Annotated in this window: 35 protein-coding genes and 1 tRNA gene; 30 read left to right on the plus strand and 6 right to left on the minus strand. The window is 65.4% G+C overall.

Going from position 1 to position 21,922, the window contains the following annotated elements:
• Positions 1–39: 39 nt before the first annotated feature.
• From KBY93_RS00210 to KBY93_RS00230, 5 genes are all read right to left on the minus strand, one after another.
• Positions 40–789: an HAD family hydrolase gene (locus tag KBY93_RS00210; protein WP_255092207.1), complete on the minus strand. Its 750-nt coding sequence runs from the start codon at positions 787–789 to the stop codon at positions 40–42.
• A 17-nt stretch (positions 790–806) separates the two neighbouring features.
• Positions 807–878, minus strand: a tRNA-Gln gene (locus KBY93_RS00215).
• Positions 879–1,035: 157 nt separating this feature from the next.
• Positions 1,036–2,733, minus strand: coding sequence for an AAA family ATPase (locus KBY93_RS00220; protein ID WP_255092208.1), 1,698 nt, complete (start codon positions 2,731–2,733; stop codon positions 1,036–1,038).
• A 26-nt stretch (positions 2,734–2,759) separates the two neighbouring features.
• The gene (locus KBY93_RS00225) at positions 2,760–3,815 is read right to left on the minus strand and encodes an LdpA C-terminal domain-containing domain (protein WP_255092209.1); all 1,056 of its coding nucleotides are present in this window, start codon (positions 3,813–3,815) and stop codon (positions 2,760–2,762) included.
• Positions 3,805–4,266 (minus strand): NAD(P)H-quinone oxidoreductase subunit N, encoded by a 462-nt coding sequence (locus KBY93_RS00230; protein ID WP_255092210.1) that lies wholly within the window; start codon positions 4,264–4,266, stop codon positions 3,805–3,807. Before KBY93_RS00230 ends, KBY93_RS00225 begins: the two co-directional genes overlap by 11 nt.
• A gap of 412 nt (positions 4,267–4,678) precedes the next feature.
• Here KBY93_RS00230 and rplC point away from each other — a divergent pair, with 412 nt between their 5' ends.
• The 30 genes from rplC (at position 4,679) to prfA (ending at position 21,347) form a co-directional block, all read left to right on the plus strand.
• Positions 4,679–5,326, plus strand: coding sequence for a 50S ribosomal protein L3 (gene rplC / locus KBY93_RS00235; RefSeq protein ID WP_255092211.1), 648 nt, complete (start codon positions 4,679–4,681; stop codon positions 5,324–5,326).
• 11 nt (positions 5,327–5,337) lie between these two features.
• Entirely contained in the window at positions 5,338–5,973 is a 636-nt protein-coding gene (gene rplD, locus KBY93_RS00240) for a 50S ribosomal protein L4 (protein WP_255092212.1), read from the plus strand.
• Positions 5,966–6,268 carry a 50S ribosomal protein L23 gene (locus KBY93_RS00245; RefSeq protein WP_255092213.1) on the plus strand — a complete coding sequence of 101 codons (303 nt, stop codon included), beginning with the start codon at positions 5,966–5,968 and terminating at the stop codon, positions 6,266–6,268. The genes rplD and KBY93_RS00245 overlap by 8 nt, the downstream gene beginning before the upstream one ends.
• A gap of 15 nt (positions 6,269–6,283) precedes the next feature.
• Positions 6,284–7,147: a 50S ribosomal protein L2 gene (gene rplB / locus KBY93_RS00250; protein WP_255092214.1), complete on the plus strand. Its 864-nt coding sequence runs from the start codon at positions 6,284–6,286 to the stop codon at positions 7,145–7,147.
• 35 nt (positions 7,148–7,182) lie between these two features.
• Positions 7,183–7,458 (plus strand): 30S ribosomal protein S19, encoded by a 276-nt coding sequence (rpsS, locus tag KBY93_RS00255; RefSeq protein WP_006173352.1) that lies wholly within the window; start codon positions 7,183–7,185, stop codon positions 7,456–7,458.
• 13 nt (positions 7,459–7,471) lie between these two features.
• Entirely contained in the window at positions 7,472–7,831 is a 360-nt protein-coding gene (gene rplV, locus KBY93_RS00260; protein WP_255092215.1) for a 50S ribosomal protein L22, read from the plus strand.
• A 19-nt stretch (positions 7,832–7,850) separates the two neighbouring features.
• Positions 7,851–8,579 carry a 30S ribosomal protein S3 gene (rpsC, locus tag KBY93_RS00265; protein ID WP_255092216.1) on the plus strand — a complete coding sequence of 243 codons (729 nt, stop codon included), beginning with the start codon at positions 7,851–7,853 and terminating at the stop codon, positions 8,577–8,579.
• A gap of 16 nt (positions 8,580–8,595) precedes the next feature.
• Complete coding sequence (gene rplP, locus KBY93_RS00270) at positions 8,596–9,057, plus strand: 50S ribosomal protein L16 (RefSeq protein ID WP_255092217.1); 462 nt, start codon at positions 8,596–8,598, stop codon at positions 9,055–9,057.
• Positions 9,058–9,061: 4 nt separating this feature from the next.
• Positions 9,062–9,277: a 50S ribosomal protein L29 gene (gene rpmC / locus KBY93_RS00275; protein WP_094555103.1), complete on the plus strand. Its 216-nt coding sequence runs from the start codon at positions 9,062–9,064 to the stop codon at positions 9,275–9,277.
• Between the two features lie 16 nt (positions 9,278–9,293).
• A complete protein-coding gene (gene rpsQ, locus KBY93_RS00280) occupies positions 9,294–9,545 on the plus strand; it encodes a 30S ribosomal protein S17 (protein WP_006173347.1) in 252 nt (83 codons plus the stop codon).
• 12 nt (positions 9,546–9,557) lie between these two features.
• On the plus strand, positions 9,558–9,923 hold the full coding sequence (rplN, locus tag KBY93_RS00285) for a 50S ribosomal protein L14 (protein WP_094555104.1): 366 nt from the start codon (positions 9,558–9,560) through the stop codon (positions 9,921–9,923).
• Between the two features lies 1 nt (position 9,924).
• Entirely contained in the window at positions 9,925–10,281 is a 357-nt protein-coding gene (gene rplX / locus KBY93_RS00290; RefSeq protein ID WP_255092218.1) for a 50S ribosomal protein L24, read from the plus strand.
• A gap of 84 nt (positions 10,282–10,365) precedes the next feature.
• Positions 10,366–10,905 carry a 50S ribosomal protein L5 gene (gene rplE, locus KBY93_RS00295; protein ID WP_255092219.1) on the plus strand — a complete coding sequence of 180 codons (540 nt, stop codon included), beginning with the start codon at positions 10,366–10,368 and terminating at the stop codon, positions 10,903–10,905.
• A 20-nt stretch (positions 10,906–10,925) separates the two neighbouring features.
• Entirely contained in the window at positions 10,926–11,327 is a 402-nt protein-coding gene (rpsH, locus tag KBY93_RS00300; RefSeq protein ID WP_006173343.1) for a 30S ribosomal protein S8, read from the plus strand.
• A 15-nt stretch (positions 11,328–11,342) separates the two neighbouring features.
• Positions 11,343–11,882: a 50S ribosomal protein L6 gene (gene rplF / locus KBY93_RS00305; RefSeq protein ID WP_255092220.1), complete on the plus strand. Its 540-nt coding sequence runs from the start codon at positions 11,343–11,345 to the stop codon at positions 11,880–11,882.
• A 32-nt stretch (positions 11,883–11,914) separates the two neighbouring features.
• Complete coding sequence (gene rplR, locus KBY93_RS00310; RefSeq protein ID WP_255092221.1) at positions 11,915–12,280, plus strand: 50S ribosomal protein L18; 366 nt, start codon at positions 11,915–11,917, stop codon at positions 12,278–12,280.
• Positions 12,281–12,293: 13 nt separating this feature from the next.
• On the plus strand, positions 12,294–12,962 hold the full coding sequence (rpsE, locus tag KBY93_RS00315) for a 30S ribosomal protein S5 (RefSeq protein WP_255092222.1): 669 nt from the start codon (positions 12,294–12,296) through the stop codon (positions 12,960–12,962).
• Positions 12,963–12,967: 5 nt separating this feature from the next.
• Complete coding sequence (gene rplO, locus KBY93_RS00320) at positions 12,968–13,420, plus strand: 50S ribosomal protein L15 (RefSeq protein ID WP_255092223.1); 453 nt, start codon at positions 12,968–12,970, stop codon at positions 13,418–13,420.
• Between the two features lie 133 nt (positions 13,421–13,553).
• Complete coding sequence (secY, locus tag KBY93_RS00325) at positions 13,554–14,870, plus strand: preprotein translocase subunit SecY (protein ID WP_255092224.1); 1,317 nt, start codon at positions 13,554–13,556, stop codon at positions 14,868–14,870.
• A 48-nt stretch (positions 14,871–14,918) separates the two neighbouring features.
• Complete coding sequence (locus tag KBY93_RS00330) at positions 14,919–15,467, plus strand: adenylate kinase (RefSeq protein WP_255092225.1); 549 nt, start codon at positions 14,919–14,921, stop codon at positions 15,465–15,467.
• Between the two features lie 45 nt (positions 15,468–15,512).
• Entirely contained in the window at positions 15,513–15,626 is a 114-nt protein-coding gene (rpmJ, locus tag KBY93_RS00335) for a 50S ribosomal protein L36 (protein WP_006173336.1), read from the plus strand.
• A gap of 95 nt (positions 15,627–15,721) precedes the next feature.
• A complete protein-coding gene (rpsM, locus tag KBY93_RS00340) occupies positions 15,722–16,087 on the plus strand; it encodes a 30S ribosomal protein S13 (RefSeq protein WP_197162115.1) in 366 nt (121 codons plus the stop codon).
• A 67-nt stretch (positions 16,088–16,154) separates the two neighbouring features.
• Positions 16,155–16,547 (plus strand): 30S ribosomal protein S11, encoded by a 393-nt coding sequence (gene rpsK, locus KBY93_RS00345; RefSeq protein WP_094555114.1) that lies wholly within the window; start codon positions 16,155–16,157, stop codon positions 16,545–16,547.
• 50 nt (positions 16,548–16,597) lie between these two features.
• Positions 16,598–17,536 carry a DNA-directed RNA polymerase subunit alpha gene (locus KBY93_RS00350; RefSeq protein WP_255092226.1) on the plus strand — a complete coding sequence of 313 codons (939 nt, stop codon included), beginning with the start codon at positions 16,598–16,600 and terminating at the stop codon, positions 17,534–17,536.
• A gap of 43 nt (positions 17,537–17,579) precedes the next feature.
• Positions 17,580–17,930: a 50S ribosomal protein L17 gene (rplQ, locus tag KBY93_RS00355; protein WP_185464197.1), complete on the plus strand. Its 351-nt coding sequence runs from the start codon at positions 17,580–17,582 to the stop codon at positions 17,928–17,930.
• A gap of 20 nt (positions 17,931–17,950) precedes the next feature.
• A complete protein-coding gene (gene truA / locus KBY93_RS00360) occupies positions 17,951–18,901 on the plus strand; it encodes a tRNA pseudouridine(38-40) synthase TruA (RefSeq protein ID WP_255092227.1) in 951 nt (316 codons plus the stop codon).
• A gap of 114 nt (positions 18,902–19,015) precedes the next feature.
• On the plus strand, positions 19,016–19,468 hold the full coding sequence (gene rplM / locus KBY93_RS00365; RefSeq protein WP_255092228.1) for a 50S ribosomal protein L13: 453 nt from the start codon (positions 19,016–19,018) through the stop codon (positions 19,466–19,468).
• Positions 19,465–19,872: a 30S ribosomal protein S9 gene (gene rpsI / locus KBY93_RS00370; RefSeq protein WP_255092229.1), complete on the plus strand. Its 408-nt coding sequence runs from the start codon at positions 19,465–19,467 to the stop codon at positions 19,870–19,872. The genes rplM and rpsI overlap by 4 nt, the downstream gene beginning before the upstream one ends.
• 32 nt (positions 19,873–19,904) lie before the next feature.
• Positions 19,905–20,171, plus strand: coding sequence for a 50S ribosomal protein L31 (rpmE, locus tag KBY93_RS00375; RefSeq protein ID WP_255092230.1), 267 nt, complete (start codon positions 19,905–19,907; stop codon positions 20,169–20,171).
• Between the two features lie 72 nt (positions 20,172–20,243).
• A complete protein-coding gene (gene prfA / locus KBY93_RS00380) occupies positions 20,244–21,347 on the plus strand; it encodes a peptide chain release factor 1 (protein ID WP_255092232.1) in 1,104 nt (367 codons plus the stop codon).
• A gap of 33 nt (positions 21,348–21,380) precedes the next feature.
• On the opposite strand, the gene KBY93_RS00385 is transcribed toward prfA, so the two are convergent.
• Positions 21,381–21,878: an HNH endonuclease gene (locus tag KBY93_RS00385; protein ID WP_255092234.1), complete on the minus strand. Its 498-nt coding sequence runs from the start codon at positions 21,876–21,878 to the stop codon at positions 21,381–21,383.
• Positions 21,879–21,922 lie beyond the last annotated feature (44 nt).

The raw sequence follows: 21,922 nt of genomic DNA on the forward strand, positions 1-21,922 counted from the left end.
GCCGGGCAACTCAAATTAGTACAGGCGTACGCTAGCGGATCAGGGCCACGTCGCCAAGGGGGCCGCGAAGGCCGCCGGCTCCAGCACCGCCAGCCCCTCGGGCAGACCAATCAGATCGTGGGGCCCCAGGTAACCCCAGCTCACCAGGAAGCAGCGCACCGCCTCCAGTCCAGCGGTGGCGCGCACCGCCTCGAGCGTGGGCCGGCGGTCCTCGATGAACCAGAGCGGCCGCTGCAGCGTGCGCAGGCGCAGCAGCACCTCGGGCTTGCTGCCGTCCTCGTGGCCGAAGGTGTACAGGGGAACGAGGTCCTGGGCCGCCAGCAGCTCCCGGGCGAAGGCGCCGCCCTTGGTGGTGAGCACGGCCCAGTCGGCCGCCTCCGCCGCCAGGGCCCGCAGCCGCTGCGGCACTCCGGGGTAGGGCCGGTGCAGCGCCAGCCAATGACTACGATCGGCCGCAATGGCCTGCCGGCGCACCTCTTCGAGGGTGGTCTGCAAGGTCTCGGGGCTCCAGCCCCAGTGGGCCAGCGCTGGAGCCAGGGCCTGGTCATAGCCCGCACCCGGGGCAGTGAGGGCGCTGGAGCTGCGGGACAGCTCCGCGGCCACCAGGACCATCTCCCAGCCCTTGTGGATCAGCGGGCGTAGCCGGGCGAAGGCAACGGGAGCCTGCTCGGGGAGGGTGAGATCCGGCCGCAGCCTCAGGGCCGCCTTGCGAGCTGCCCACCAGTACTCCGCCATGCCGTCGACGAGGACCCCATCGAAATCGAACACCAGCAGCGGGCCGGGGGTCACGCAGGGATCTCTCAGAACTGGGCCGCTAGGATTCGAACCTAGGAATGGCGGGACCAAAACCCGCTGCCTTACCACTTGGCGACGGCCCAAAGCTCCAGTGGCGGCCTTCCAATCCAGTCGACCCATGGGGATGGATCCGGGTTGGTCGGGCGCTTGACCGGTTGCCCTGTTAGTTACCCACAGCGGGCCGTCCTTCGTCAATCTCTGAATGCCGGCGGCGTACGTGCCGACCAGAGCCCGGCCGTTTCATGGAGGGAAGACCCGCAGCCGCCGCAGGTCGCCGCTGCCGAATTCGGCACTGCGCAGGCCGTACCCATTCACCTGATCGGCCTGGATGAGGCGCACTGAAGGACTTCGGGGCAACAGCTCCACCGGCCGGCCATGGGGAAGCACCACCTGCTCCACCGCCAGACGGCATTCCTCCATGGCGCCATGGGCGTCATCAGGGGCGCTGGCAGGGCTCGTCGATGCTGCCGCCCCGTCTCCGCCGCGACGGCGCAACAGCCTCTCCACACCGCGTTGGATCTGGGGAATGGTGTCGGCCTTGATCACCAGGATCGGCACATGCCGCTCAAGGGCCTGGCTGCGTATCTGGGGTTCGCGACCCAGCTGCTGGCGCAGGCTGAGCACCGCATCGGCATCCTCCACCTGGCTGACGCGCTGCACGGGCAACTGACGGCTGCGCACCACCTGCTCGAGCAACTGGGGGCTGACCCCGCAGCAGTAGAGGCGCAGGGGAGGGGCGGCAGGGGAGGGTGGTGCCGAGCGGCGATGGGGCGGGAGCAGCTCCGGATCGGGCAGGGGCACCGGTGCCAGGGCTGGGCTTGGGGCTGCGCGGTCCCCAGCCAGAAGGGGGCCACGCCGCGGCATCCGGGGGGGAGAGCGAAGACCGGGATCGGGATCATTGAGGCGCAGCAGGCCGTCGCTGCCCAGCTCACGAACCTGGGGACGGACCGGCTGCCCACGCAGCTGCTGATCAACGGTGCGGGCCACGTCGCGGTGCACCAGCCAGCGGCTGCGGCTGTGCATCTCCACCGCCAGGGGGAAGGTGGGGTCAGCGCAGCGCTCGAGCACCGTCTTCTGGGAACCACGCCGGCGGGCCTCCTCATCCCCCAAGGTGACCGACTGAATGCCCCCGATCAGATCGGCCAGGGTGGGGTTCTTGATCAGGTTGGCCAGCTCGTTGCCGTGGGCAGTAGCCACCAGCATCACGCCGCGCTCGGCAATGGTGCGGGCAGCCTGGGCCTCGAGTTCTGTGCCGATCTCATCGATCACGATCACCTCGGGCATGTGGTTTTCCACCGCCTCGATCATCACCTGATGCTGGTGCTCAGGCCTCGCCACCTGCATGCGTCTGGCCCGGCCGATGGCGGGATGGGGAATGTCTCCGTCGCCGGCGATCTCATTGCTGGTGTCGATCACCACCACCCGCCGCTCCAGGTCGTCGGCCAGCACCCGGGCGATCTCCCGCAGGGCCGTGGTCTTGCCCACACCGGGCCGTCCCATCAGCAGCAGCGACTGGCCGCTGTCGAGCAGGTCGCGCACCATCGCCACCGTGCCGAACACCGCCCGGCCCACCCGGCAGGTGAGCCCGACCACCTCCCCACCGCGGTTGCGGATCGCACTAATTCGATGCAGGGTGCGCTCGATACCGGCCCGGTTGTCGCCACCGAAGGACCCGAGCCGCTGCACCACCGCCGCCAGATCGGCCCGCTCGATCGGCCGCTGATCCAGCAGCTGGGCTCGGCCCGGATAGCGAGCTTCGGGTGCACGGCCCAGGTCGAGCACCACCTCCAGCAACTGATCACGGCTGGTGGGGCTCGCCAGCGCTTCAGCGACACGCTCGGGCAACACCTCCAGCAGGCGGTCGAGATCGTCGGTGATCCGCTGCGGGGTGATTGGCCGGGCAGCCGCGGCAATGGCAGCAACGCTTGGACTGGGCATGGACACGGCCCATCTGAATCGACGTTCTAGCCATCGGCGGCCAGCCAGGGGGAGACAAGCTCCTGCGCCAGCTCCAGGGCCTGGGGCCAGAGGGCCGGCTCATCGAGCAGACGCCGGCCACGGCGCTCCGCCTCCAGCACCAGCGGGGAGAGCAGCCGACGGGCCAGACCACCGAAGGCCACCCCGGCGGCGGCAGTCCGGGCGGCCTGAGAGCCGCCGCTGCGCTGGCGCAGCAGCGGCAGGCTGCGGCCATTGGTTCCGCCCGCGAGCTGGAGAGGCCCCGGGGGCGCCAGCCGGCGCAGGGCGAGCAGCAGGTTGACGGCGGCATGGGCCGTGCCATCGCCCACATCGCCACTCATCGGGCGGCCATCGAGTTGCCAGAGGGGCCGAAAGCGATGGCGGCGCAGAAGGACGAACCGCTGCCAGAGCTCCCTGGCCAGGGTCGCCGGGCTGGCGGCGGGGGGGGCACCAGCGGCAGCCGCACCGGCCTCAAGGCCACAACTCACGGCCAGGCGCCGCAAGGGCAGGCCAGAGGCCGCCACCTGCTCCAGGCGCCGGGCGAAGGCCTCTTCCCGGCCCAGGCAGGTGTGGATCTCCACCGCATCCGGGCGCAGGCGAGCCAGAAGCTCCGGCACTGCTGATGCTTCGAGCCCATGACTCTGGGCCTCGATCAGTCCGTGGGGGCAGGCGGGCAAGCAGCGGCCACAGCCGTAGCAGCGCTCCCTGGTCACACCGGCCCCGGTCGGGATCGCGTCTGCCGGGCAGACACGGGCGCAGGGCCTGGGGCAGTCGGTCGGGCAACGGCTGGGATCGAACCATGCCTTGCGGAAGTGGGGATCGTCGCCGTCGCTGAGGCTGAGCATCAGCCACGGGGTACCCAGCTCAGGACGCTGCTCTCGGGCCCAGCGCAGGCCCCGGCGGGCGGCGGCCACCACGGCTTCATCAGCGGCCACGTCAATGCAGTGAACCCCAGCAAGGGCATAGAGCCCGCAGAGGTCTTCGATGGAAGCGAGATCCTGATTGCTGGCCCCGCAGATCAACTTGACCCAGCGACCGCAGGCCAGAGCCTGCTCAGGCGGCAACCATCTCCTCCAGGGGCGTCCAGCGCAGACTGCGGGAGCCGCCCAGCTCCGCCACGATCTTCAGCCGGGGCTCGCGCCGGGTCAGCGCACAGAGCGACTGCAGCTCCGCCGAGGAGAGCACTTGAGCCTCCAGCAACCACAACACCATGGGCTTGATGCCCTCCAGCAATGCCCCCAACTGGGGCATCACTCGCTGTACCTCGCCCACCGCGGCCCCGCGGCCCACGCTGTGATGGCCGAGGTGGGGTGGCCGAACCCCATGACTCTGGAACAGGAAGACCTCTGGGTCGCCCAGGCCCCGGGCCGAGGTGATCTGAGCGCCGTAGCCGGCTGCGCGCAGGCGGCGCAGCAGTCGGGTCTCAGCACCTCCTTCCAGGGGTGCATAAAGGGCGAGGGCGCCGGCCTTCTCCAGGTCCTGACGGAAACGGCGACCTGAGAGCAGCAGAGGCATGGGGCAGCTTCAGAACTGTTGGCGGAAGTCTGACAGGGGAGAGAAGGCTCTGGCTTGGGGCAATAGAGTATGGTGTTCGCTTGTGCATCTGATCTGCGCCCGACCGCTAGCCGGGCCTCCGGATCTGTGCGCGAGATCGTCGCTGGCGACGATCTCTTCTGGCCAGTGCGGCCAGGCTTGCCGGTTAGCTCCGTGCAATGCCCAACCGCCGGGATACTGCCGCCTTGCCCAGCAGGTGCGGACAAGTCCCAGCCAACTGTTTCGCCAACCGCTAGCCCACCAGAAACCGCCCCGGATCTCCCGCTTCCCAGCGGCTCCGGATCCAGGCTTCTGGCCAAGCGCGACTGCACGATTCAGTACCAAGTGGTTCGCACCTGTGCGCGCCACTGTCCTGCTGGCGTTTCTCCCTCATATGTCCTTCGGCATCCTTGGGAAGAAACTGGGCATGTCTCAGTTTTTCGACCCCAACGGCAAATCCATCCCGGTCACCGTGATCGAGGCTGGTCCTTGCCGCATCACCCAACTCAAAACTCCTGCCACCGACGGCTACAGCGCCGCTCAGATCGGTTTTGGTGAGATCCGCGAGAAGCTCGTCAACAAGCCTGCGGCCGGTCACCTGGCCAAGTCAGGCGACGAGTTGCTGCGTCACCTGCAGGAATACCGGCTGGAGTCCCTTGACGGCCTCGAGCTCGGCGCCTCCATCACTGTCGAGGCCTTCGAAGCCGGACAGAAAGTGGACGTCAGCGGCGACACGGTCGGCCGGGGCTTTTCCGGTTACCAGAAACGCCATGGCTTCAGTCGTGGCCCGATGAGCCACGGCTCCAAGAACCATCGCGAACCCGGATCCACCGGCGCCGGCACCACGCCGGGTCGGGTCTATCCGGGCAAACGCATGGCGGGCCGCTATGGCGGCAAGCAGATCACCACCCGCGGCCTCACCATCCTCAAGGTGGACTATGAGCGCAACCTGCTGGTGGTGAAGGGTTCGGTGCCCGGCAAGCCCGGCGCCCTGCTCAGCATCCGTCCCGCCCTGCGGGTCGGCGCCAAGGCCGCGAACTGAGGAGAAATCAGATGGTGAATTGTGTTATCCGCGACTGGCAGGGCAAGGAGGCCGGCGAGGCCAGCCTTGATCTGAAAGTCGCCAAGAAATCATCCGCAGCCGACCTGGTGCACAGGGCGGTGGTTAGGCAGCTGGCCAATGCCCGACAGGGCACCGCCAGCACCCTCACCAGGGCGGAGGTCCGTGGTGGTGGCCGAAAGCCTTACAAGCAGAAGGGCACGGGCCGGGCCAGACAGGGCTCGATTCGCACCCCACTGCGCCCTGGTGGTGGTGTGATCTTCGGGCCCAAGCCCCGTAGCTACACCCTGGCGATGAACCGCAAGGAACGTCGTCTGGCCCTGCGCACGGCACTGATCAGCCGCGCCGCAGACATCCTGGTGGTCAAAGGCTTCGCTGCCGATCTTGAGGTTCCCAAAACCAAGGAGATCGTGGCGGCCCTGGAGCGCTGGCAGGTGCCGGCAGGCAGCAAGGTGCTGCTCGTGATCGATGCCCCCAGCGACGTGGTTCGCCGCTCGGTGCGCAACCTTGAGAAGGTGAAGCTGATCGCCGCTGATCAGCTCAACGTGTTCGACCTGCTCCACGCCAATGTGCTGGTGTTGAGCGAAGAGGCACTGGCGAAGATTCAGGAGATCTACGGCGATGACTGAACGTTTCAATGGCCGGCTGGCGGATGTGATCCGCAAGCCGCTGATCACCGAAAAAGCCACCCGTGCCCTGGAACTCAACCAGTACACGTTCGAGGTGGATCCCCGGGCCGCCAAGCCCGACATCAAGGCTGCCGTCGAACATCTCTTTGATGTGCATGTGGTCGGGGTGAGCACCATGAATCCCCCTCGCCGCAGCCGGCGTGTCGGGCGCTTCGCCGGCAAGCGTGCGCAGGTGAAGAAAGCCGTGGTGCGCCTCGCCGCAGGCGATGCCATCCAGTTGTTCCCAGAGGCCTGAGGGGTCTGAATCGTTATGGCAATCCGCAACTACCGCCCCTACACCCCCGGCACCCGAGGCCGTTCCTCCAGCGACTTCAGCGAAGTCACTGAGCGCCGTCCCGAGCGTTCGCTGGTGGTGGCAAAACACCGCCAGAAAGGTCGCAACAACCGCGGTGTGATCACCTGTCGCCATCGGGGTGGCGGCCATAAGCGCCTCTACCGCCTTGTTGACTTCCGCCGTGACAAAACCGGCGTGGTCGCCCGGGTGGCCGCCATCCACTACGACCCTCACCGCAATGCGCGGCTGGCGCTGCTCTTCTACACCGACGGTGAGAAGCGCTACATCCTTGCTCCCGCTGGACTATCAGTGGGCCAGACGGTCGTATCGGGCCCCGAGGCCCCGATCGAAGTGGGCAACGCCCTGCCGCTCTCGGCCATTCCACTCGGATCCAGCGTCCACAACGTCGAGCTCTATGCCGGACGTGGCGGTCAGATGGTCCGTACCGCCGGTGCCAGCGCCCAGGTGATGGCAAAGGAAGGCGACTACGTCGCCCTCAAGCTGCCTTCCACCGAGGTTCGGCTGGTTCGTCGTGAGTGCTTCGCCACCCTTGGCGAAGTGGGCAACGCTGAAGTGCGCAACACCAGCCTCGGCAAGGCCGGTCGCACCCGCTGGCTCGGCCGCCGTCCCCAGGTGCGCGGCAGTGTGATGAACCCGTGCGATCACCCCCACGGTGGTGGTGAAGGCCGGGCTCCGATCGGCCGCTCCGGTCCTGTCACACCCTGGGGCAAACCCGCCCTGGGCCTGAAAACCCGCAAACGCAACAAGCCCAGCAATCGGTTTGTGCTGCGGAAGCGTCGCCGCACCTCCAAGCGGAGCCGTGGCGGACGGGATTCCTGATGCTCAACACCGCACTGCTGTCTGCCTGATTCGCTATGGGACGTTCACTCAAAAAAGGCCCTTTCGTCGCCGACCATCTGCTGCGCAAGGTCGAAGCGCAGAACAGCGCTGGCGACAAGACCGTGATCAAGACCTGGTCACGGGCCTCCACGATCCTGCCGATGATGATCGGCCACACCATTGCCGTCCACAACGGCAAAAGCCATGTGCCGGTCTACGTGACCGAGCAGATGGTGGGCCACAAGCTGGGGGAATTCGCCCCCACCCGCACCTTCCGGGGCCACATCAAAGATAAAAAAGGTGCCCGTTAAGGAGCGAATCACCATGGCCAACACCACCACCCCCAGTCAAGAAGCCCGCGCCCACGGCCGCTACATCCGCGGATCCGTGTCCAAGGTGCGCCGGGTGCTCGATCAGATCCGCGGTCGCACCTACCGCGAAGCGCTGATTCTGCTCGAGTTCATGCCCTATCGCTCCACCGGACCGATCACCAAGGTGCTCCGTTCCGCCGTGGCCAACGCCGAGCACAACATGGGGCTCGATCCGGCCTCGCTCGTGATCAGCACCGCCATCGCCGATATGGGTCCCTCCCTGAAGCGCTTCCGGCCACGGGCCCAGGGCCGTGCTTACGCCATCAAAAAGCAAACCTGCCACATCAGCATTGCTGTGGCTCCTTCCGCCTGACCCCCGAGGACACCGCCCGATGGGACACAAGATCCATCCAACCGGCCTGCGCCTGGGGATCACCCAGGACCACCGCTCCCGTTGGTACGCCCCCAGCAAGACCTACCCGATCCTCCTCCAGGAGGATGACCGGATCCGCTGCTTCATTCATAAGAAGTACGCCTCAGCCGGTATCAGCGATGTGCTGATCGCCCGCAAGGCCGATCAGCTGGAGGTCGAGCTCAAGACAGCCCGGCCTGGTGTGCTGGTGGGACGCCAGGGCAGCGGCATCGAAGAACTGCGCGCCGGCATCCAGAAGACCGTCGGTGATCGCAACCGCCAGGTGCGCATCAACGTGGTGGAAGTGGAGCGGGTTGACGCCGATGCCTTCCTGCTGGCCGAATACATCGCCCAGCAACTGGAGAAGCGGGTGGCGTTCCGCCGAGTCATGCGCATGACCGTGCAGCGTGCCCAACGGGCAGGCGTGCTCGGCCTCAAGATCCAGGTGAGCGGACGCCTCAACGGCGCCGAAATCGCCAGGACCGAATGGACCCGGGAAGGCCGGGTCCCGCTGCATACCCTCCGCGCCGACATCGACTACGCCACCAAGGTGGCCTCCACCACCTATGGGGTGCTGGGAATCAAGGTGTGGGTGTTCAAAGGAGAAGTGCTTCCTGGTCAACAGGAAAAACTCCCCGTCGGGGCAGCACCACGGCGCCGCGCCAATCGCCGGCCCCAACAGTTCGAAGACCGCTCCAACGAGGAGTGAGCAGGAAGCCTGAACCATGCTGAGTCCACGTCGCGTCAAATTCCGCAAACAGCAGCGAGGCCGCATGTGCGGTGTCGCCAGCCGGGGCAACACCATTGCCTTCGGTCAGTTTGCGCTGCAGGCCCAGGAATGCGGGTGGATCACCTCCCGACAGATTGAGGCCAGCCGCCGGGCCATGACCCGCTACGTCAAGCGGGGGGGAAAGATCTGGATCCGGATCTTCCCTGACAAGCCCGTCACCATGCGCCCAGCCGAAACCCGAATGGGTTCTGGTAAGGGCAACCCCGAGTTCTGGGTGGCTGTCATCAAGCCAGGTCGCATTCTCTTTGAAATGGGCGGTCCCGAAATCACCGAAGCCATTGCCAAGGAGGCCATGCGCCTGGCTCAGTACAAGCTCCCCATCAAGACCAAGTTCCTGGCCCTTGACGAGCAGGCGAGCGCGGTCGAACCGGAGACCACCGTTCCTGTGGAGTCCTGAACCCATGGCCCGTCCTGACATCGCCGAGGTGCGCAAGCTCACCGACGCCGAAATCAGCGAACAGATCAATGGCTGCCGCCGCGATCTCTTCGATCTGCGCTTCCAGCAGGCCACCCGCCGTCTGGAACAACCCCACCGCTTCAAGGAAAGCCGCATCAAGCTGGCCCACCTGCTGACGGTGCAGAAGGAGCGTCAGAGCTCCGCCCCCTCCGCCTCCTGATCCCCCCACACCACCCATGGCACTCAAGGAAAGGGTCGGCGTCGTCGTCAGCGACAAGATGGACAAAACTGTGGTGGTGGCGGTTGAAAACCGCTTCCCCCATCCCATCTACCAGAAGACCGTCAGCCGCACCACCCGTTACAAAGCCCACGACGAGGACAATCGTTGTCGCGTGGGGGATCGGGTCCGCATCACCGAAACTCGCCCCCTCAGCCGTACCAAGCGCTGGGCAGTAGCCGAAGTTTTCACCACATCCGGCGCGAGCTGAGAAGATCCCACCATGATTCAGCAGGAAACTTATCTCAACGTCGCTGACAACAGCGGTGCGAAGCGTATCCAGTGCATTCGGGTGCTGGGCACCAATCGTCGCTATGCCCACGTGGGCGATGTGATCGTGGCCGCCGTCAAGGATGCCATGCCCAACATGGGCGTCAAAAAGTCGGATGTGGTCAAGGCCGTGGTGGTTCGCACCAGGGCCACCCTGCGCCGGGACACCGGCAACGCGATTCGCTTCGACGACAATGCCGCCGTGATCCTGGGCACCGACAACAACCCCAAAGGCACCCGGGTGTTCGGACCCGTGGCCCGGGAACTGCGGGAGCGCAACTTCACCAAAATCGTGTCTCTCGCCCCGGAGGTGATCTGAGATGGCCACAGCCACCCCAAAACCAAGGCCCGTTCACAGGGTCAAGATGCGCATCCGCAAGGGTGACACCGTCAAGGTGATTGCCGGCAAGGACAAGGGCAAGACCGGTGAGGTCCTGCGCACCCTTCCCGATGAGAACCGTGTGGTCGTGCAGGGCATCAACCTGCGCACCCGCCACATGAAGCCCACTCAAGAAGGCGAATCAGGCCGCATCCTCACCGAGGAGGCCTCCATCCACGCGTCCAACGTGATGGTGTTTTCAACCGCCAACAACGTCCCCAGCCGGGTGGAGCTCGTCGTCGATGCCGACGGCACCAAGAAGCGCCGACTCAAGAAGACGGGTGAAGTTCTTGCCTGAGTGCAAGGACGACCGCTCCCACCGCTGAACGCAACCCCGTCCGCTTTCTGACAAAGCCCAGAAGCGCATTCCCCTACCCCCGCCATGTCACTCAAACAGCGCTATCGGGAGACGATCCAGCCCAAGTTGCTAAAGGATCTGACCCTCTCGAACATCCATGAAGTCCCCAAGGTGGTGAAGGTCACCGTCAACAGGGGGCTTGGCGAAGCCGCCCAGAACGCCAAGGCTCTTGAAGCCTCGATCAGCGAGCTGGCCACGATCACCGGACAGAAGGTGGTGGTGACGCGCGCAAAGAAAGCCATCGCCGGCTTCAAGATTCGCCAGGGCATGCCGATCGGCGTGGTTGTCACCCTGCGGGGAGATCGGATGTATGCCTTCCTGGAGCGCCTGATCAACCTGGCCCTGCCGCGCATCCGCGACTTTCGCGGGGTCAGCCCCAAGAGCTTCGACGGACGGGGCAATTACACCCTGGGGGTGCGGGAGCAGATCATCTTCCCCGAAATTTCCTACGACAAGATCGACGCCATTCGTGGCATGGACATCACCATCGTGACCAGCGCCCGCAACGACGAAGAGGGCCGGGCCCTCCTCCGCGAGATGGGAATGCCGTTCCGCAGCAACTGAGCCCTCCTCGGATCCCAACCATGGCCAATCACGACCCGATTTCCGACATGCTCACCCGCATCCGCAATGCGAGTGAAAAGAAGCACCAGACCACCAAGGTGCCCGCTTCACGCCTTTCCCACAGCATCGCCAAGGTGCTGCAGCATGAAGGTTTCATCGCCCAGATCAGCGAGGAGGGAGAAGGCGTCGAACGCTTCCTCGTTCTCGAGCTGAAGTACAGCGGAAAGCATCGTCAGCCCACCATCCGCTCGGTACAGCGGGTCAGCAAGCCTGGCCTGCGCATCTACAAGAACACCCGTCAGCTTCCCAAGGTCCTCGGCGGCCTCGGCGTGGCGATCATCTCCACGTCAAAAGGGGTGATGAGCGACCGTGATGCCCGCAAGCAGGGCGTTGGCGGTGAAGTGCTTTGCTACATCTATTGATCTGGGAGTTGATCCATGTCACGTATTGGTAAAGCGCCGATCCCCATCCCCGACAAGGTGAACGTCACCTTGGCTGGTCTGGCGGTCACGGTAAAAGGCCCCAAGGGTGAGCTCAGCCGCACCCTCCCCGACGGTGTGGCGGTCAGCCAGCAGGAGAACACCCTGGTGGTCACCCCTTCCAACGGAAGCCGCCGCTCCCGGGAGCGTCACGGCCTCTGCCGCACCCTCGTCGCCAACATGGTCGAGGGTGTCAGTCAGGGCTTCACCCGCAAGCTCGAGATCATCGGCGTGGGCTACCGCGCCCAGGTCCAGGGCCGCAAGCTTGTGGTCAGCGCCGGCTACAGCCACCCTGTGGAGGTCAACCCCCCCGAAGGCGTGAGCTTCACGGTCGAAGGCACCACCCAGGTGATGGTGTCCGGGGCCGACAAGGAGCTGGTAGGCAACGAAGCCGCCAAGATCCGAGCCATCCGGCCGCCTGAGCCCTACAAGGGCAAGGGCATCAAGTACGCGGGCGAGCGCATCCTGCGCAAGGCCGGCAAGACCGGTAAGAAATGAGGCCTGCCTGAGCGTTCCCACCCTGTACTGCCATGTCCACCCTTTCCAGAAAACAGCAGACCCAGAAGCGTCATCGCCGTCTGCGTCGCCATCTCAACGGAACCTCCGACCGTCCGCGGTTGGCCGTGTTCCGCTCCAACAATCACATCTACGCCCAGGTCATCGACGACGCTGCCCAGGCCACCCTCTGTGCGGCATCGACACTCGACAAGGATCTGCGCAGCAGCCTCGAGTCCAGCGCCTCCTGTGACGCCTCCGTCGCCGTAGGTCAGCTGCTGGCCACCCGTGCCATCGCCAAGGGCATCCAGCAGGTGGTCTTCGACCGCGGTGGCAATCTGTACCACGGCCGGGTCAAGGCCCTCGCCGATGCCGCCCGGGAAGCGGGCCTTCAGTTCTGAACCGCCTCCAACCATGACCGAAACCAACGAACAGACCAGATCCAGCGACGTGCCCTCCGCGGCCGTCGGCGTTCCTGCCGCCACTGAAGGACAGCAGGAGCGTCGCGGCGGCGGCAACCGCGGCGGCGGCGGCGGTGGTGATCGCCGTGGCGGCGGTGGCGGCGGACGCCGAGGCGACAACCGCCGCGGCCAGGAGCGCGACTCCGAATGGCAGGAGCGGGTGGTGCAGATCCGCCGGGTCTCCAAGACCGTCAAAGGCGGCAAGAAGATGAGCTTCCGCGCCATCGTCGTGGTCGGCAATGAGCGCGGCCAGGTCGGTGTGGGCGTTGGCAAGGCCGGTGATGTGATCGGCGCCGTGCGCAAGGGCGTTGCCGATGGGAAGAAGCATCTGGTGAAGGTGCCCCTGACCCGCACCAGCTCGATCCCCACCGACGGCCGTGGTGTCGACGGCGCCGCCAGCATCCTGATGCGCCCCGCGGCCCCAGGTACCGGTGTGATCGCGGGGGGCTCGATCCGCACGGTGCTCGAGCTGGCTGGGATCAAGAACGTCCTGGCCAAGCGCCTCGGCAGCAAAACTCCCCTCAACAACGCCCGCGCCACCATCCAGGCGCTGCAGTCTCTGCGCACCCACAAAGAGACGGCCAAGGAAAGGGGCATCTCCCTCGAGCAGATCTACTCCTGAGCCCCATGACCCTCTCTCTCAGCACCCTCACTCCCCAGACCGGTGCCCGTCGCCGCAAACTGCGCAAAGGCCGGGGCATCGCCGCCGGCCAGGGCGCCAGCTGCGGTTTCGGCATGCGCGGCCAGAAGTCCCGCTCGGGCCGTCCGACCCGCCCCGGCTTCGAGGGCGGTCAGATGCCCCTTTACCGGCGCCTCCCCAAGCTCAAGCATTTCCCGCTTGTGAACCCCAAGCACTTCACCGTGCTGAACGTGGGCAAACTTGCCGATCTGGAGGCTGGCACCATAGTTACCCTCGATTCCCTGGAGGCCGCTGGCCTGGTCACAAGCCCCAAGCACCCTCTGAAGATCCTCGGCAGTGGTGAACTGAGCGTCAAGCTCACGGTCGAAGCCACCGCCTTCACAGCCTCGGCTCGCGCCAAGATCGAGGCAGCCGGTGGGACCTGCGAGCTGATCCACTGATCGGCCAATACCCGACCCCTGATCGTCAGGGGTCCGCCAGGCAACCAGCCGTCTGCCGCCGTTGATCGGATAGGCAGGCGGCTTTGCCATCGTTGCCCCTGTTCCGCCAGTCCGTCCCTCGTCCCTTCTCGCCATGCTCGTCAGCCGGGGCCGCAACCCCAGTGCCGCGGAAATCATCACCCAGGTGATCCAGTCCAAGGGACTGAGGGATCGGGTTCTCACCACCCTGGGCCTGTTGTTGCTCGTGCGACTGGGGATCTACATCCCCGTGCCGGGCATCGATCGCGTGGCCTTCCAGCAGTTCATCCAGCAGGGCGGCCAGCTGCTCGGCTTCCTCGACATCTTCACCGGCGGTGGCATCTCCACCCTGGGAGTGTTCGCTCTGGGAATCCTGCCGTTCATCAACGCCTCGATCATCCTGCAGCTGCTGACCGCGGCCCTGCCCCAGCTGGAAGACCTCCAGAAGAACGAAGGTGAGGCCGGCCGGCGCAAGATCGCCCAGATCACCCGCTATGTGGCCCTGGGTTGGGGCCTGCTGCAGAGCATCGTATTCGCGCTGATCCTGCGCCAGTACGCCCTACCTGGCATTCCCGTGCCGGTGTTCGTGATCCAGACCACCCTGGCTCTGGTCACCGGCTCGATGGTGGTGATGTGGATCAGCGAGGTGATCACCGAACGGGGGATCGGCCAGGGCGCCTCGCTGGTGATCTTCGTGAACATCGTGGCCACACTTCCAAGGGCGCTCGGCTCCACGGTGAAGCTGGCTGAGAGTGGCGATCGGGCCACCATCGGGGGAATCGTGATCCTGGTGCTGATCTTCCTGGTCACGATCGTTGGCATCATCTTCGTGCAGGAGGGCAGCCGTCGCATCCCGATCGTGAGCGCCAAGCGCCAGGTGGGTCAGGCCAGTCTCGCCAGCCGCCAGAGCTACCTGCCGCTGAAGCTCAACCCCGGCGGGGTGATGCCGATCATCTTCGCCTCAGCGGTGGTCTTCCTGCCCTTGACGATTGCCAACATCACCAGGGCCCCCTGGCTGATCCAGCTGGCCGGCTATCTCAATCCCAACAGCAGCACCCCGTGGCTCTACGCCCTGGTTTTCTTCGCGCTGATCTGTGGCTTTTCTCTTTTCTACGCCTCGCTCACGATCAATCCGATCGATATCGCCACCAACCTCAAGCGGGGGGGGGTAGCCATTCCCGGTGTGCGGCCCGGCTCGGCCACAGCCCAGTACCTGAGCGGCGTGCAGAACCGGCTCACCCTGCTGGGGGGGCTTTTCCTCGGAGCGGTGGCGATCATTCCCTCCGCGGTTGAAGGGGCCACCCAGGTGCGCACCTTCCAGGGTCTGGGGGCCACCTCCCTGCTGATCCTGGTTGGCGTCGCCATCGACACCGCCAAGCAGGTTCAGACCTACGTGATCTCTCAGCGCTACGAAGGACTGGTGCGGGAGTGATCCACCCCAGCCCAAAGCCACCTTTCCATTCCAGTCACCCCTCCCGCCATGTCCAACCGCCTTCTTTTCCTCGGCCCCCCAGGAGCCGGCAAAGGCACCCAGGCCCAACTGCTGGCAGCTGAACGCGATCTTCTCCATCTATCCACAGGCGAGCTATTGCGGGCCGAAGTTGAGGCAGGCACGGAGCTGGGTGCGGAAGCCCAGGCCGTGATGGCTCGGGGCGAACTGGTGAGCGACGCCCTGGTGCTGGCGATCGTGCGGGACCGCCTGATCAGCCATGACGGAGGCTGGCTGCTCGATGGCTTCCCCCGCAACCTGGCCCAGGCAGAAGCACTCAGTGAGCTGCTCGAGGAGTTGCACCAGCCGATCGAGTGTGTCGTGCTTCTTCAGCTCGACGACGGCATCCTGCTGCAGAGGCTGCTCAGCCGCGGGCGTGACGACGACAACGAAGCGGTGATCAGCAACCGCCTGGAGGTCTACCGCGAGCAGACAGCACCACTGATCGCCTTCTACCGACAGCTGGGCCTGATCCGGGAAGTGGAAGCGGAGGGATCTGTGGAAACGGTAGCTAAACGGGTAGTGGATGGACTTGGTTGACTCATGTGATAAGGTAGCTGTTTGCAAAATGGAGAGCCACCGCCCATGAAGGTGCGTGCCTCAGTCAAGAAGATGTGCGACAAGTGCCGCGTGATTCGTCGCCACGGCCGGGTGATGGTCATCTGCACCAATCCCAAGCACAAGCAACGCCAGGGCTGACCTGCGCCGCGTTCTTCCCTCCCAAGTGCCCTTCGGGGCGCACCGCCCTGCCCTTGCCGGCCGGGCTCCCTCTGCCCAACTGAATCGTTTTTTTCGTGGCTCGGATTGCCGGTGTCGATATCCCTCGCGACAAGAGGGTCGAGATTTCTCTCACTTACGTCTACGGGATCGGGCTCAACCGCGCCCAGAAGATCCTGGCCAAGGCCGGCGTCAACCCCGACATCCGCGTCAAGGACCTCGACGACGGTGATGTCCAGAAATTGCGGGCAGCTGCCGAAACCTTCACCCTCGAGGGTGATCTGCGCCGTCAGGAGGGCATGGCCCTCAAGCGCCTGCAGGACATCGGCTGTCTCAGAGGCCGCCGCCATCGCATGGGTCTTCCCGTGCGCGGTCAACGCACCCGCACCAATGCCCGTACCCGCCGCGGCGCCCGCAAGACCGTGGCTGGCAAGAAGAAGTAACCCGTCCGTCTGACCACGGCTCCGCCGCTCAGTCTCACCACCCCATCACCCCACCAGGCCCCCGTCCATGGCGAAGCCAGCCAAGAAGTCCGGCGCGAAAAAAACCAAGCGCAATGTGCCCAACGGTGTTGCGCACATTCAGAGCACCTTCAACAACACCATCGTGTCAATCACCGACACGGCCGGCGAGGTGATTTCTTGGTCGTCGGCCGGCGCGAGCGGCTTCAAGGGAGCTCGCAAGGGCACCCCTTTCGCCGCCCAGACTGCCGCTGAGGCCGCCGGCCGCCGGGCCCTGGAGCAGGGGATGCGTCAGATCGAGGTGCTCGTGCGCGGGCCGGGCTCCGGGCGCGAAACCGCCATCCGAGCTCTGCAGGTGGCCGGCCTCGAGATCACCCTGATCCGGGATGTCACACCCTTGCCCCACAACGGCTGCCGCCGCTCCAAGCGCCGCCGGGTCTGAACATCCGCTCCCAGCCGCTCTTCGGCGTTCCTCTTCACCACCATCAGGCCGTGCATCAGTATCAGATCGATCGGGTCGAGCATCACATTGCCGACGACCGCTCCCAGACCGGTGTGTTCGTGATCGGGCCCCTGGACCGCGGTCAGGCCATCACCCTCGGCAATGCCCTGCGTCGGGTGCTGATGGGCGGCATGGAGGGCAGTGCCATCACAGCCGTGCGCATCGCCGGCGTCAACCATGAATACGCCACCATCCCCGGGGTGCGCGAAGACGTGCTCGACATCCTGCTGAACTGCAAGGAAGTCGTCGTCAACAGCCGCAATCGCGATCAGGAAATCGGACGGCTGATCGTGAACGGCCCCGCCAGCGTCACAGCTGCCGACCTCCAGTTCTCTTCCCAGGTTCAGGTGATCGATTTCGATCGCCCGATCGCCACCGTGGCTGAGGGTCATTCCCTGGAGCTTGAAGTTCACGTAGAACGGGGCGTCGGCTACCGGCCGGTGGATCGTCATCACGAAGACACCAGCGCGATCGATCTGCTCCAGATCGATGCGGTGTTCATGCCAGTGCGACGGGTGAACTACACGGTCGATGAAACAGCAGTCGGCGAAGGCGGTTCAGCCCGTGAGCGCCTTCGCCTGGAGATCGTCACCAGTGGTTCGATCACACCCGACGACGCCATGGCCCAGGCCGCCAATCAGCTGATCCAGCTCTTCCAGCCCCTGGCCACTCTGACCATGGTCGAGGAGCCTGGCCTGGAACCCGAGCCCTCGGCCGAGAGCCAGATCCCCCTGGAGGAGCTGAACCTGTCGGTTCGGGCCTACAACTGCCTGAAGCGGGCCCAGGTCAATTCGGTCTCCGACCTGATGGGCTTCAGCTACGAGGATCTCCTCGAGATCAAGAACTTCGGCTCGAAGTCAGCTGATGAGGTGATCGAAGCTCTCGAGAGGATCGGCATCTCTCTGCCCCAGAGTCGCACCACAGCCTGAGCGGCACCGTTTCCTCCCTTCCCCTTTTTCATCCCCCGGAACCATGCGACACCAGTGCCGCGTCCCTCTGCTCGGACGACCCGCCGACCAACGCAAGGCCCTCCTGCGTGGTCTCACCACTCAGTTGATCCGCGAAGGCCGCGTCACCACCACCAAGGCCCGTGCCAAGGCCCTGCGTGATGAAGCCGAGCGGATGATCACACTTGCCAAGGACGGCAGCCTGGCCGCCCGCCGTCGAGCCATCGGCTACATCTTCGACAAGCAGCTGGTTCACTCCTTGTTCGACAAGGCTCAGGAGCGATACGGCGAGCGCAGCGGTGGATATACCCGGATTATCCGCACCGTCCCACGCCGGGGTGACAACGCCGAAATGGCCATCATCGAGCTGGTCTGACACTCCACTCCAACGCGATCTTGCCCTCGTGCCCAGACCAGAGACCGGTCCAGCGGATCGCCCTCTGCCTGCAGTACGAAGGCTCCTCATTCTGCGGCTGGCAACGCCAGCCGCAGCAGCCCAGTGTTCAGGAGACGCTGGAGCAGGCCATTGCCACGCTCGATACTCATCGTCCCCTGCGGGCCACGGCCGCCGGGCGTACCGACAGCGGTGTGCACGCGGCGGGCCAGGTGGTGCATTTCGAGGCCAACGGACCGATTCCAGCTCAACGCTGGGCTGCTGCCCTCAACGGTCGCCTGCCGACCTCAATCCGGGTCAGGGCCGCTGCCTCCGTACCCTCCAGCTGGCATGCCTGCTTCACCGCAAGCTACCGCCGCTACCGCTACACGCTCTACAACGGCCGCAAGCCCAACCTGTTTCTCTCCCCCTGGAGCTGGCACCGCTACCGGCAGCGCCTCGATGAGCGCGCCATGGCGGCCGCCCTGCGCGGATTGCTGGGCTTCCATGATTTCAGCGCCTTCCAAAGGGCAGGCAGCCGACGCGCCCATGCCCGCACCAAAGTTCAGGCCGTGAGCCTGGAGCGCCACGGCGACCTGGTCGTGGCCGAGATCCAGGCGAGCGGCTTTCTCTACGGGATGGTTCGCCTGATCATGGGTCAGCTGGTGGCTGTGGGGGAAGGCCAGCTGAGCCTGGCCGGCTTCGAGGGGCGCTGGCGGCAGCGGTCCCGCTCGGAGGTCAAGGAGGCAGCCCCTGCCCACGGCCTCTCTCTGCTGCGGGTTGGCTACCCAGCCTCTCCTTTCCCACTGTCTGCCTGGTATGATTGCCAGCCGCGGCACTGGCTGGAATGCCAGGATCCGCCAGAGCTTCCTTCCCTGAGCCCGCCTCCGCTGTTCACCAGCCTTAAGGCGTGTTCGCCACTGGATCATGTATCCAGCGGAGACCCGGAAACGGGCCAAAGGGCCAAAGGTTAGGCTCAGGACTTGCGCGTCGTGCTGTTGGGGTCACCCTTCGACGCCGCCCTTCCACCCCATGTCCAGCCCCATCCTCTCGGATGGCGCCTTACTCCGATCCGGCCTGCCGGTGCGATGAACAAGACCTCCGTTCCCTCTCTTGATTCCCTCGACCGCCAGTGGTTTCTGGTGGACGCCGAGAATCAGACTCTCGGCCGTCTGGCCAGCGAGGTGGCCAGTGTGCTGCGCGGCAAGAACAAGCCAACCTTCACCCCACACCTGGACACCGGTGACTTCGTAGTCATCATCAACGCCGACAAGATCCGCATCAGCGGCAACAAGGCCAGCCAGAAGATCTACCGCCGTCATTCCGGTCGTCCTGGCGGCATGAAGACCGAAACCTTCGAGGCACTGCAAGCTCGCCTGCCCGAGAGGATTGTCGAGAAGGCCATCAAGGGCATGCTTCCTCACAACGCCCTCGGCCGTCAGTTGTTCCGCAAGCTGAAGGTGTACAAGGGTGCCGAGCATCCCCACACCGCCCAGCAGCCCCAGGTTCTGGCCCTCGATCCTTCCGCCACCGCCCAATGAGCACCGCTTCCAACCGCGTCGTCTACTGGGGCACCGGCCGCCGTAAAACGGCCGTCGCCCGTGTGCGTGTCGTTCCCGGCACCGGCTCGATAACGATCAATGGCCGCCCCGGCGACAACTACCTCAACTACAACCCCAGCTACCTCAGTGCAGTGAAGGCGCCCCTGGACACCCTCGGGCTCTCCACCGAGTACGACCTGCTGGTCAACGTCAAGGGCGGCGGTCTGACCGGTCAGGCCGATGCCATCAAGCAGGGAGCTGCCCGGGCGCTCTGTGAGCTCTCCCCGGATAACCGGAAACCTCTCAAAACTGAAGGCCACCTCAGCCGCGATCCCCGAGCCAAGGAACGGCGCAAGTACGGCCTGAAGAAAGCCCGCAAAGCGCCCCAGTTTTCCAAGCGCTGATCCTTCCCTTCCGTATTCAGCCCACTCCAGCCATGCCCAAGGCCAACATCCATCCCACCTGGTATCCCGACGCCAAGGTGATCTGCAACGGAGAGGTGGTGATGACCACCGGCTCCACCCAGCAAGAGCTCCACGTCGATGTGTGGAGTGGCAACCACCCCTTCTACACCGGTACCCAGAAGATCCTCGACACCGAGGGGCGCGTAGACCGCTTCATGCGCAAGTACGGCATGGGCAGCGCCGATACAGCCAGTACCAAGCCCAGCAGCGAAGAGCCCAAGGTCGAGGTCGAGGCCTGATCGCCCGAGATTTGCTTCAGAGGCCGGACACTCACGAGTGTCCGGCTTTGTGCTGTCTGCTCACCTGCCCCCATGGATTCATCCTTGCTGCGTGAGCGCCTTGAGGCTGCCGATCGCACCTTCCACGCGCTCGAGCGTCAGCTGGCAGATCCCGCCGTAGCCGCCGACCCCTCTGAGTTACGCCGTCTCTCCAAGGAACGGGCCCGGCTTGAGCCCCTGGCCACGGGCCTCAGCCATTGGCAGAGCCTGCAGCAGCAACTGAAGGACGCTCAGCAACTGGCGCGCCAGAGCAAGGGGGATCCCGAGATGGAGGCCCTGATCCAGGACGAGCTCAGCCAGCTGGGAGCTCAGCTCGATGCACTCGAGCAGCAGCTCACCCTTGCCCTGCTCCCCAGTGACCCCCGTGATGAACGCAGTGTGATGCTGGAGATCCGCGCCGGCACTGGGGGGGATGAAGCGGCACTTTGGGCCGGCGATCTCGCCCGGATGTACGAGCGCTTCGCCCAGGCCGTGGGCTGGAGCGTTCAGCCCCTCAGTGCTTCGGAATCCGACCTGGGCGGCTTCAAGGAGCTGATCCTGGCGATCCGCGGCGATGGCGTCTACAGCCAGCTCAAGTACGAGGCCGGCGTTCACCGGGTCCAGCGGGTGCCTGCCACCGAGTCCCAGGGACGGGTGCACACCTCCACCGCGACCGTGGCGGTGATGCCCGAGGCCGATCCGGTCGAGGTCCAGCTTGATCCCGCTGATCTCGACATCAGCACGGCCCGCTCCGGCGGAGCCGGCGGGCAGAACGTCAACAAGGTGGAAACGGCCGTGGACCTGCTGCACAAGCCAACGGGCATCCGGGTGTTCTGCACTCAGGAGCGCTCGCAGCTGCAGAACCGTGAGCGGGCTTTGGAGATCCTGCGGGCGAAGCTGCTGGAGAGGGAGCTGGCTGAGGCCGCTGCCGCCGAGAGTTCTGCCCGCCGTGCCCAGGTGGGCAGCGGCGAACGCAGCGAAAAGATCCGCACCTACAACGCCAAGGACAACCGGGTCACCGACCACCGCCTGGGGCGCAACTTCGCCCTTGAGCCGGTGCTGCAGGGCCAGCTCGCCGAAATGATCGGTGCCTGCGTGGCGGCGGAACAGAAGAATCGTCTGGAGCAGCTGGTGGCCGAGGGCGCAGGCGCGGACTGAGGTCCAAGCTGAGGGGCGTCCTGAAAGGGTGCCTCAGGCCCCGATCACGTACTTGGCCCACTCCTGGCGACCGGAGCGGATATGGCGGGTGGCCTCGAAGTAAAGAGTGCTCACCGGCCGCCTCGGCACCCGGGCCAGTGGCATGGCCGCTTCCCTGGGCGTGCGGCTGCCCTTGCGCACATTGCAGCGCAGGCAGGCGGTGGTGACGTTCTCCCAGGTGTCGGTTCCGCCGCGGCTGCGGGGAATCACATGGTCGATCGAGAGTTGCTCCCCCTGGTAGCCGCAGTATTGGCAGCTATGGCCATCACGCTGGAAGACGTTGCGTCGGGTCAGCGGCAACTGCTTGAAGGGCATCCGCACGAACTGGCGCAGACGGATCACCGACGGCAGCAGCATCTCACCACGGATGGGATGCTGAGAATCGTGCTCAAGGCCTTCGGCTTTGCCCTTCAGCAGCATCACCGTGGCTCGACGCCAACTGGTGATGTTCAACGGCTCATAGGATGCATTAAGGACCAGAACCTGGCTCACGGCGCATGGTCCACGGAAGGGGTGCCAGATCCCCAGATGGCCGC

It is taken from the genome of Synechococcus sp. J7-Johnson, from assembly GCF_024345795.1.
Classification (GTDB): domain Bacteria; phylum Cyanobacteriota; class Cyanobacteriia; order PCC-6307; family Cyanobiaceae; genus Regnicoccus_A.

Excerpts from the sequence above, each read along its gene's own strand:
- rpmC (WP_094555103.1), top strand. The coding sequence starts at position 9,062 with ATGGCCCGTCCTGACATCGCCGAGGTGCGCAAGCTCACCGACGCCGAA.
- rplR (WP_255092221.1), top strand. The coding sequence starts at position 11,915 with ATGTCCACCCTTTCCAGAAAACAGCAGACCCAGAAGCGTCATCGCCGT.
- rpsQ (WP_006173347.1), top strand. The coding sequence starts at position 9,294 with ATGGCACTCAAGGAAAGGGTCGGCGTCGTCGTCAGCGACAAGATGGAC.
- rplD (WP_255092212.1), top strand. The coding sequence starts at position 5,338 with ATGGTGAATTGTGTTATCCGCGACTGGCAGGGCAAGGAGGCCGGCGAG.
- rplO (WP_255092223.1), top strand. The coding sequence starts at position 12,968 with ATGACCCTCTCTCTCAGCACCCTCACTCCCCAGACCGGTGCCCGTCGC.
- rpmJ (WP_006173336.1), top strand. The coding sequence starts at position 15,513 with ATGAAGGTGCGTGCCTCAGTCAAGAAGATGTGCGACAAGTGCCGCGTG.
- rplX (WP_255092218.1), top strand. The coding sequence starts at position 9,925 with ATGGCCACAGCCACCCCAAAACCAAGGCCCGTTCACAGGGTCAAGATG.
- rplE (WP_255092219.1), top strand. The coding sequence starts at position 10,366 with ATGTCACTCAAACAGCGCTATCGGGAGACGATCCAGCCCAAGTTGCTA.
- KBY93_RS00245 (WP_255092213.1), top strand. The coding sequence starts at position 5,966 with ATGACTGAACGTTTCAATGGCCGGCTGGCGGATGTGATCCGCAAGCCG.
- prfA (WP_255092232.1), top strand. The coding sequence starts at position 20,244 with ATGGATTCATCCTTGCTGCGTGAGCGCCTTGAGGCTGCCGATCGCACC.
- rpsC (WP_255092216.1), top strand. The coding sequence starts at position 7,851 with ATGGGACACAAGATCCATCCAACCGGCCTGCGCCTGGGGATCACCCAG.
- KBY93_RS00330 (WP_255092225.1), top strand. The coding sequence starts at position 14,919 with ATGTCCAACCGCCTTCTTTTCCTCGGCCCCCCAGGAGCCGGCAAAGGC.
- rpsE (WP_255092222.1), top strand. The coding sequence starts at position 12,294 with ATGACCGAAACCAACGAACAGACCAGATCCAGCGACGTGCCCTCCGCG.
- rpsH (WP_006173343.1), top strand. The coding sequence starts at position 10,926 with ATGGCCAATCACGACCCGATTTCCGACATGCTCACCCGCATCCGCAAT.
- rplQ (WP_185464197.1), top strand. The coding sequence starts at position 17,580 with ATGCGACACCAGTGCCGCGTCCCTCTGCTCGGACGACCCGCCGACCAA.
- rplP (WP_255092217.1), top strand. The coding sequence starts at position 8,596 with ATGCTGAGTCCACGTCGCGTCAAATTCCGCAAACAGCAGCGAGGCCGC.
- rpmE (WP_255092230.1), top strand. The coding sequence starts at position 19,905 with ATGCCCAAGGCCAACATCCATCCCACCTGGTATCCCGACGCCAAGGTG.
- secY (WP_255092224.1), top strand. The coding sequence starts at position 13,554 with ATGCTCGTCAGCCGGGGCCGCAACCCCAGTGCCGCGGAAATCATCACC.
- rpsK (WP_094555114.1), top strand. The coding sequence starts at position 16,155 with ATGGCGAAGCCAGCCAAGAAGTCCGGCGCGAAAAAAACCAAGCGCAAT.
- rplV (WP_255092215.1), top strand. The coding sequence starts at position 7,472 with ATGGCCAACACCACCACCCCCAGTCAAGAAGCCCGCGCCCACGGCCGC.
- rplM (WP_255092228.1), top strand. The coding sequence starts at position 19,016 with ATGAACAAGACCTCCGTTCCCTCTCTTGATTCCCTCGACCGCCAGTGG.
- rplC (WP_255092211.1), top strand. The coding sequence starts at position 4,679 with ATGTCCTTCGGCATCCTTGGGAAGAAACTGGGCATGTCTCAGTTTTTC.
- KBY93_RS00230 (WP_255092210.1), bottom strand. The coding sequence starts at position 4,266 with ATGCCTCTGCTGCTCTCAGGTCGCCGTTTCCGTCAGGACCTGGAGAAG.
- rplN (WP_094555104.1), top strand. The coding sequence starts at position 9,558 with ATGATTCAGCAGGAAACTTATCTCAACGTCGCTGACAACAGCGGTGCG.
- KBY93_RS00220 (WP_255092208.1), bottom strand. The coding sequence starts at position 2,733 with ATGCCCAGTCCAAGCGTTGCTGCCATTGCCGCGGCTGCCCGGCCAATC.
- rplB (WP_255092214.1), top strand. The coding sequence starts at position 6,284 with ATGGCAATCCGCAACTACCGCCCCTACACCCCCGGCACCCGAGGCCGT.
- rpsI (WP_255092229.1), top strand. The coding sequence starts at position 19,465 with ATGAGCACCGCTTCCAACCGCGTCGTCTACTGGGGCACCGGCCGCCGT.
- rpsS (WP_006173352.1), top strand. The coding sequence starts at position 7,183 with ATGGGACGTTCACTCAAAAAAGGCCCTTTCGTCGCCGACCATCTGCTG.
- rplF (WP_255092220.1), top strand. The coding sequence starts at position 11,343 with ATGTCACGTATTGGTAAAGCGCCGATCCCCATCCCCGACAAGGTGAAC.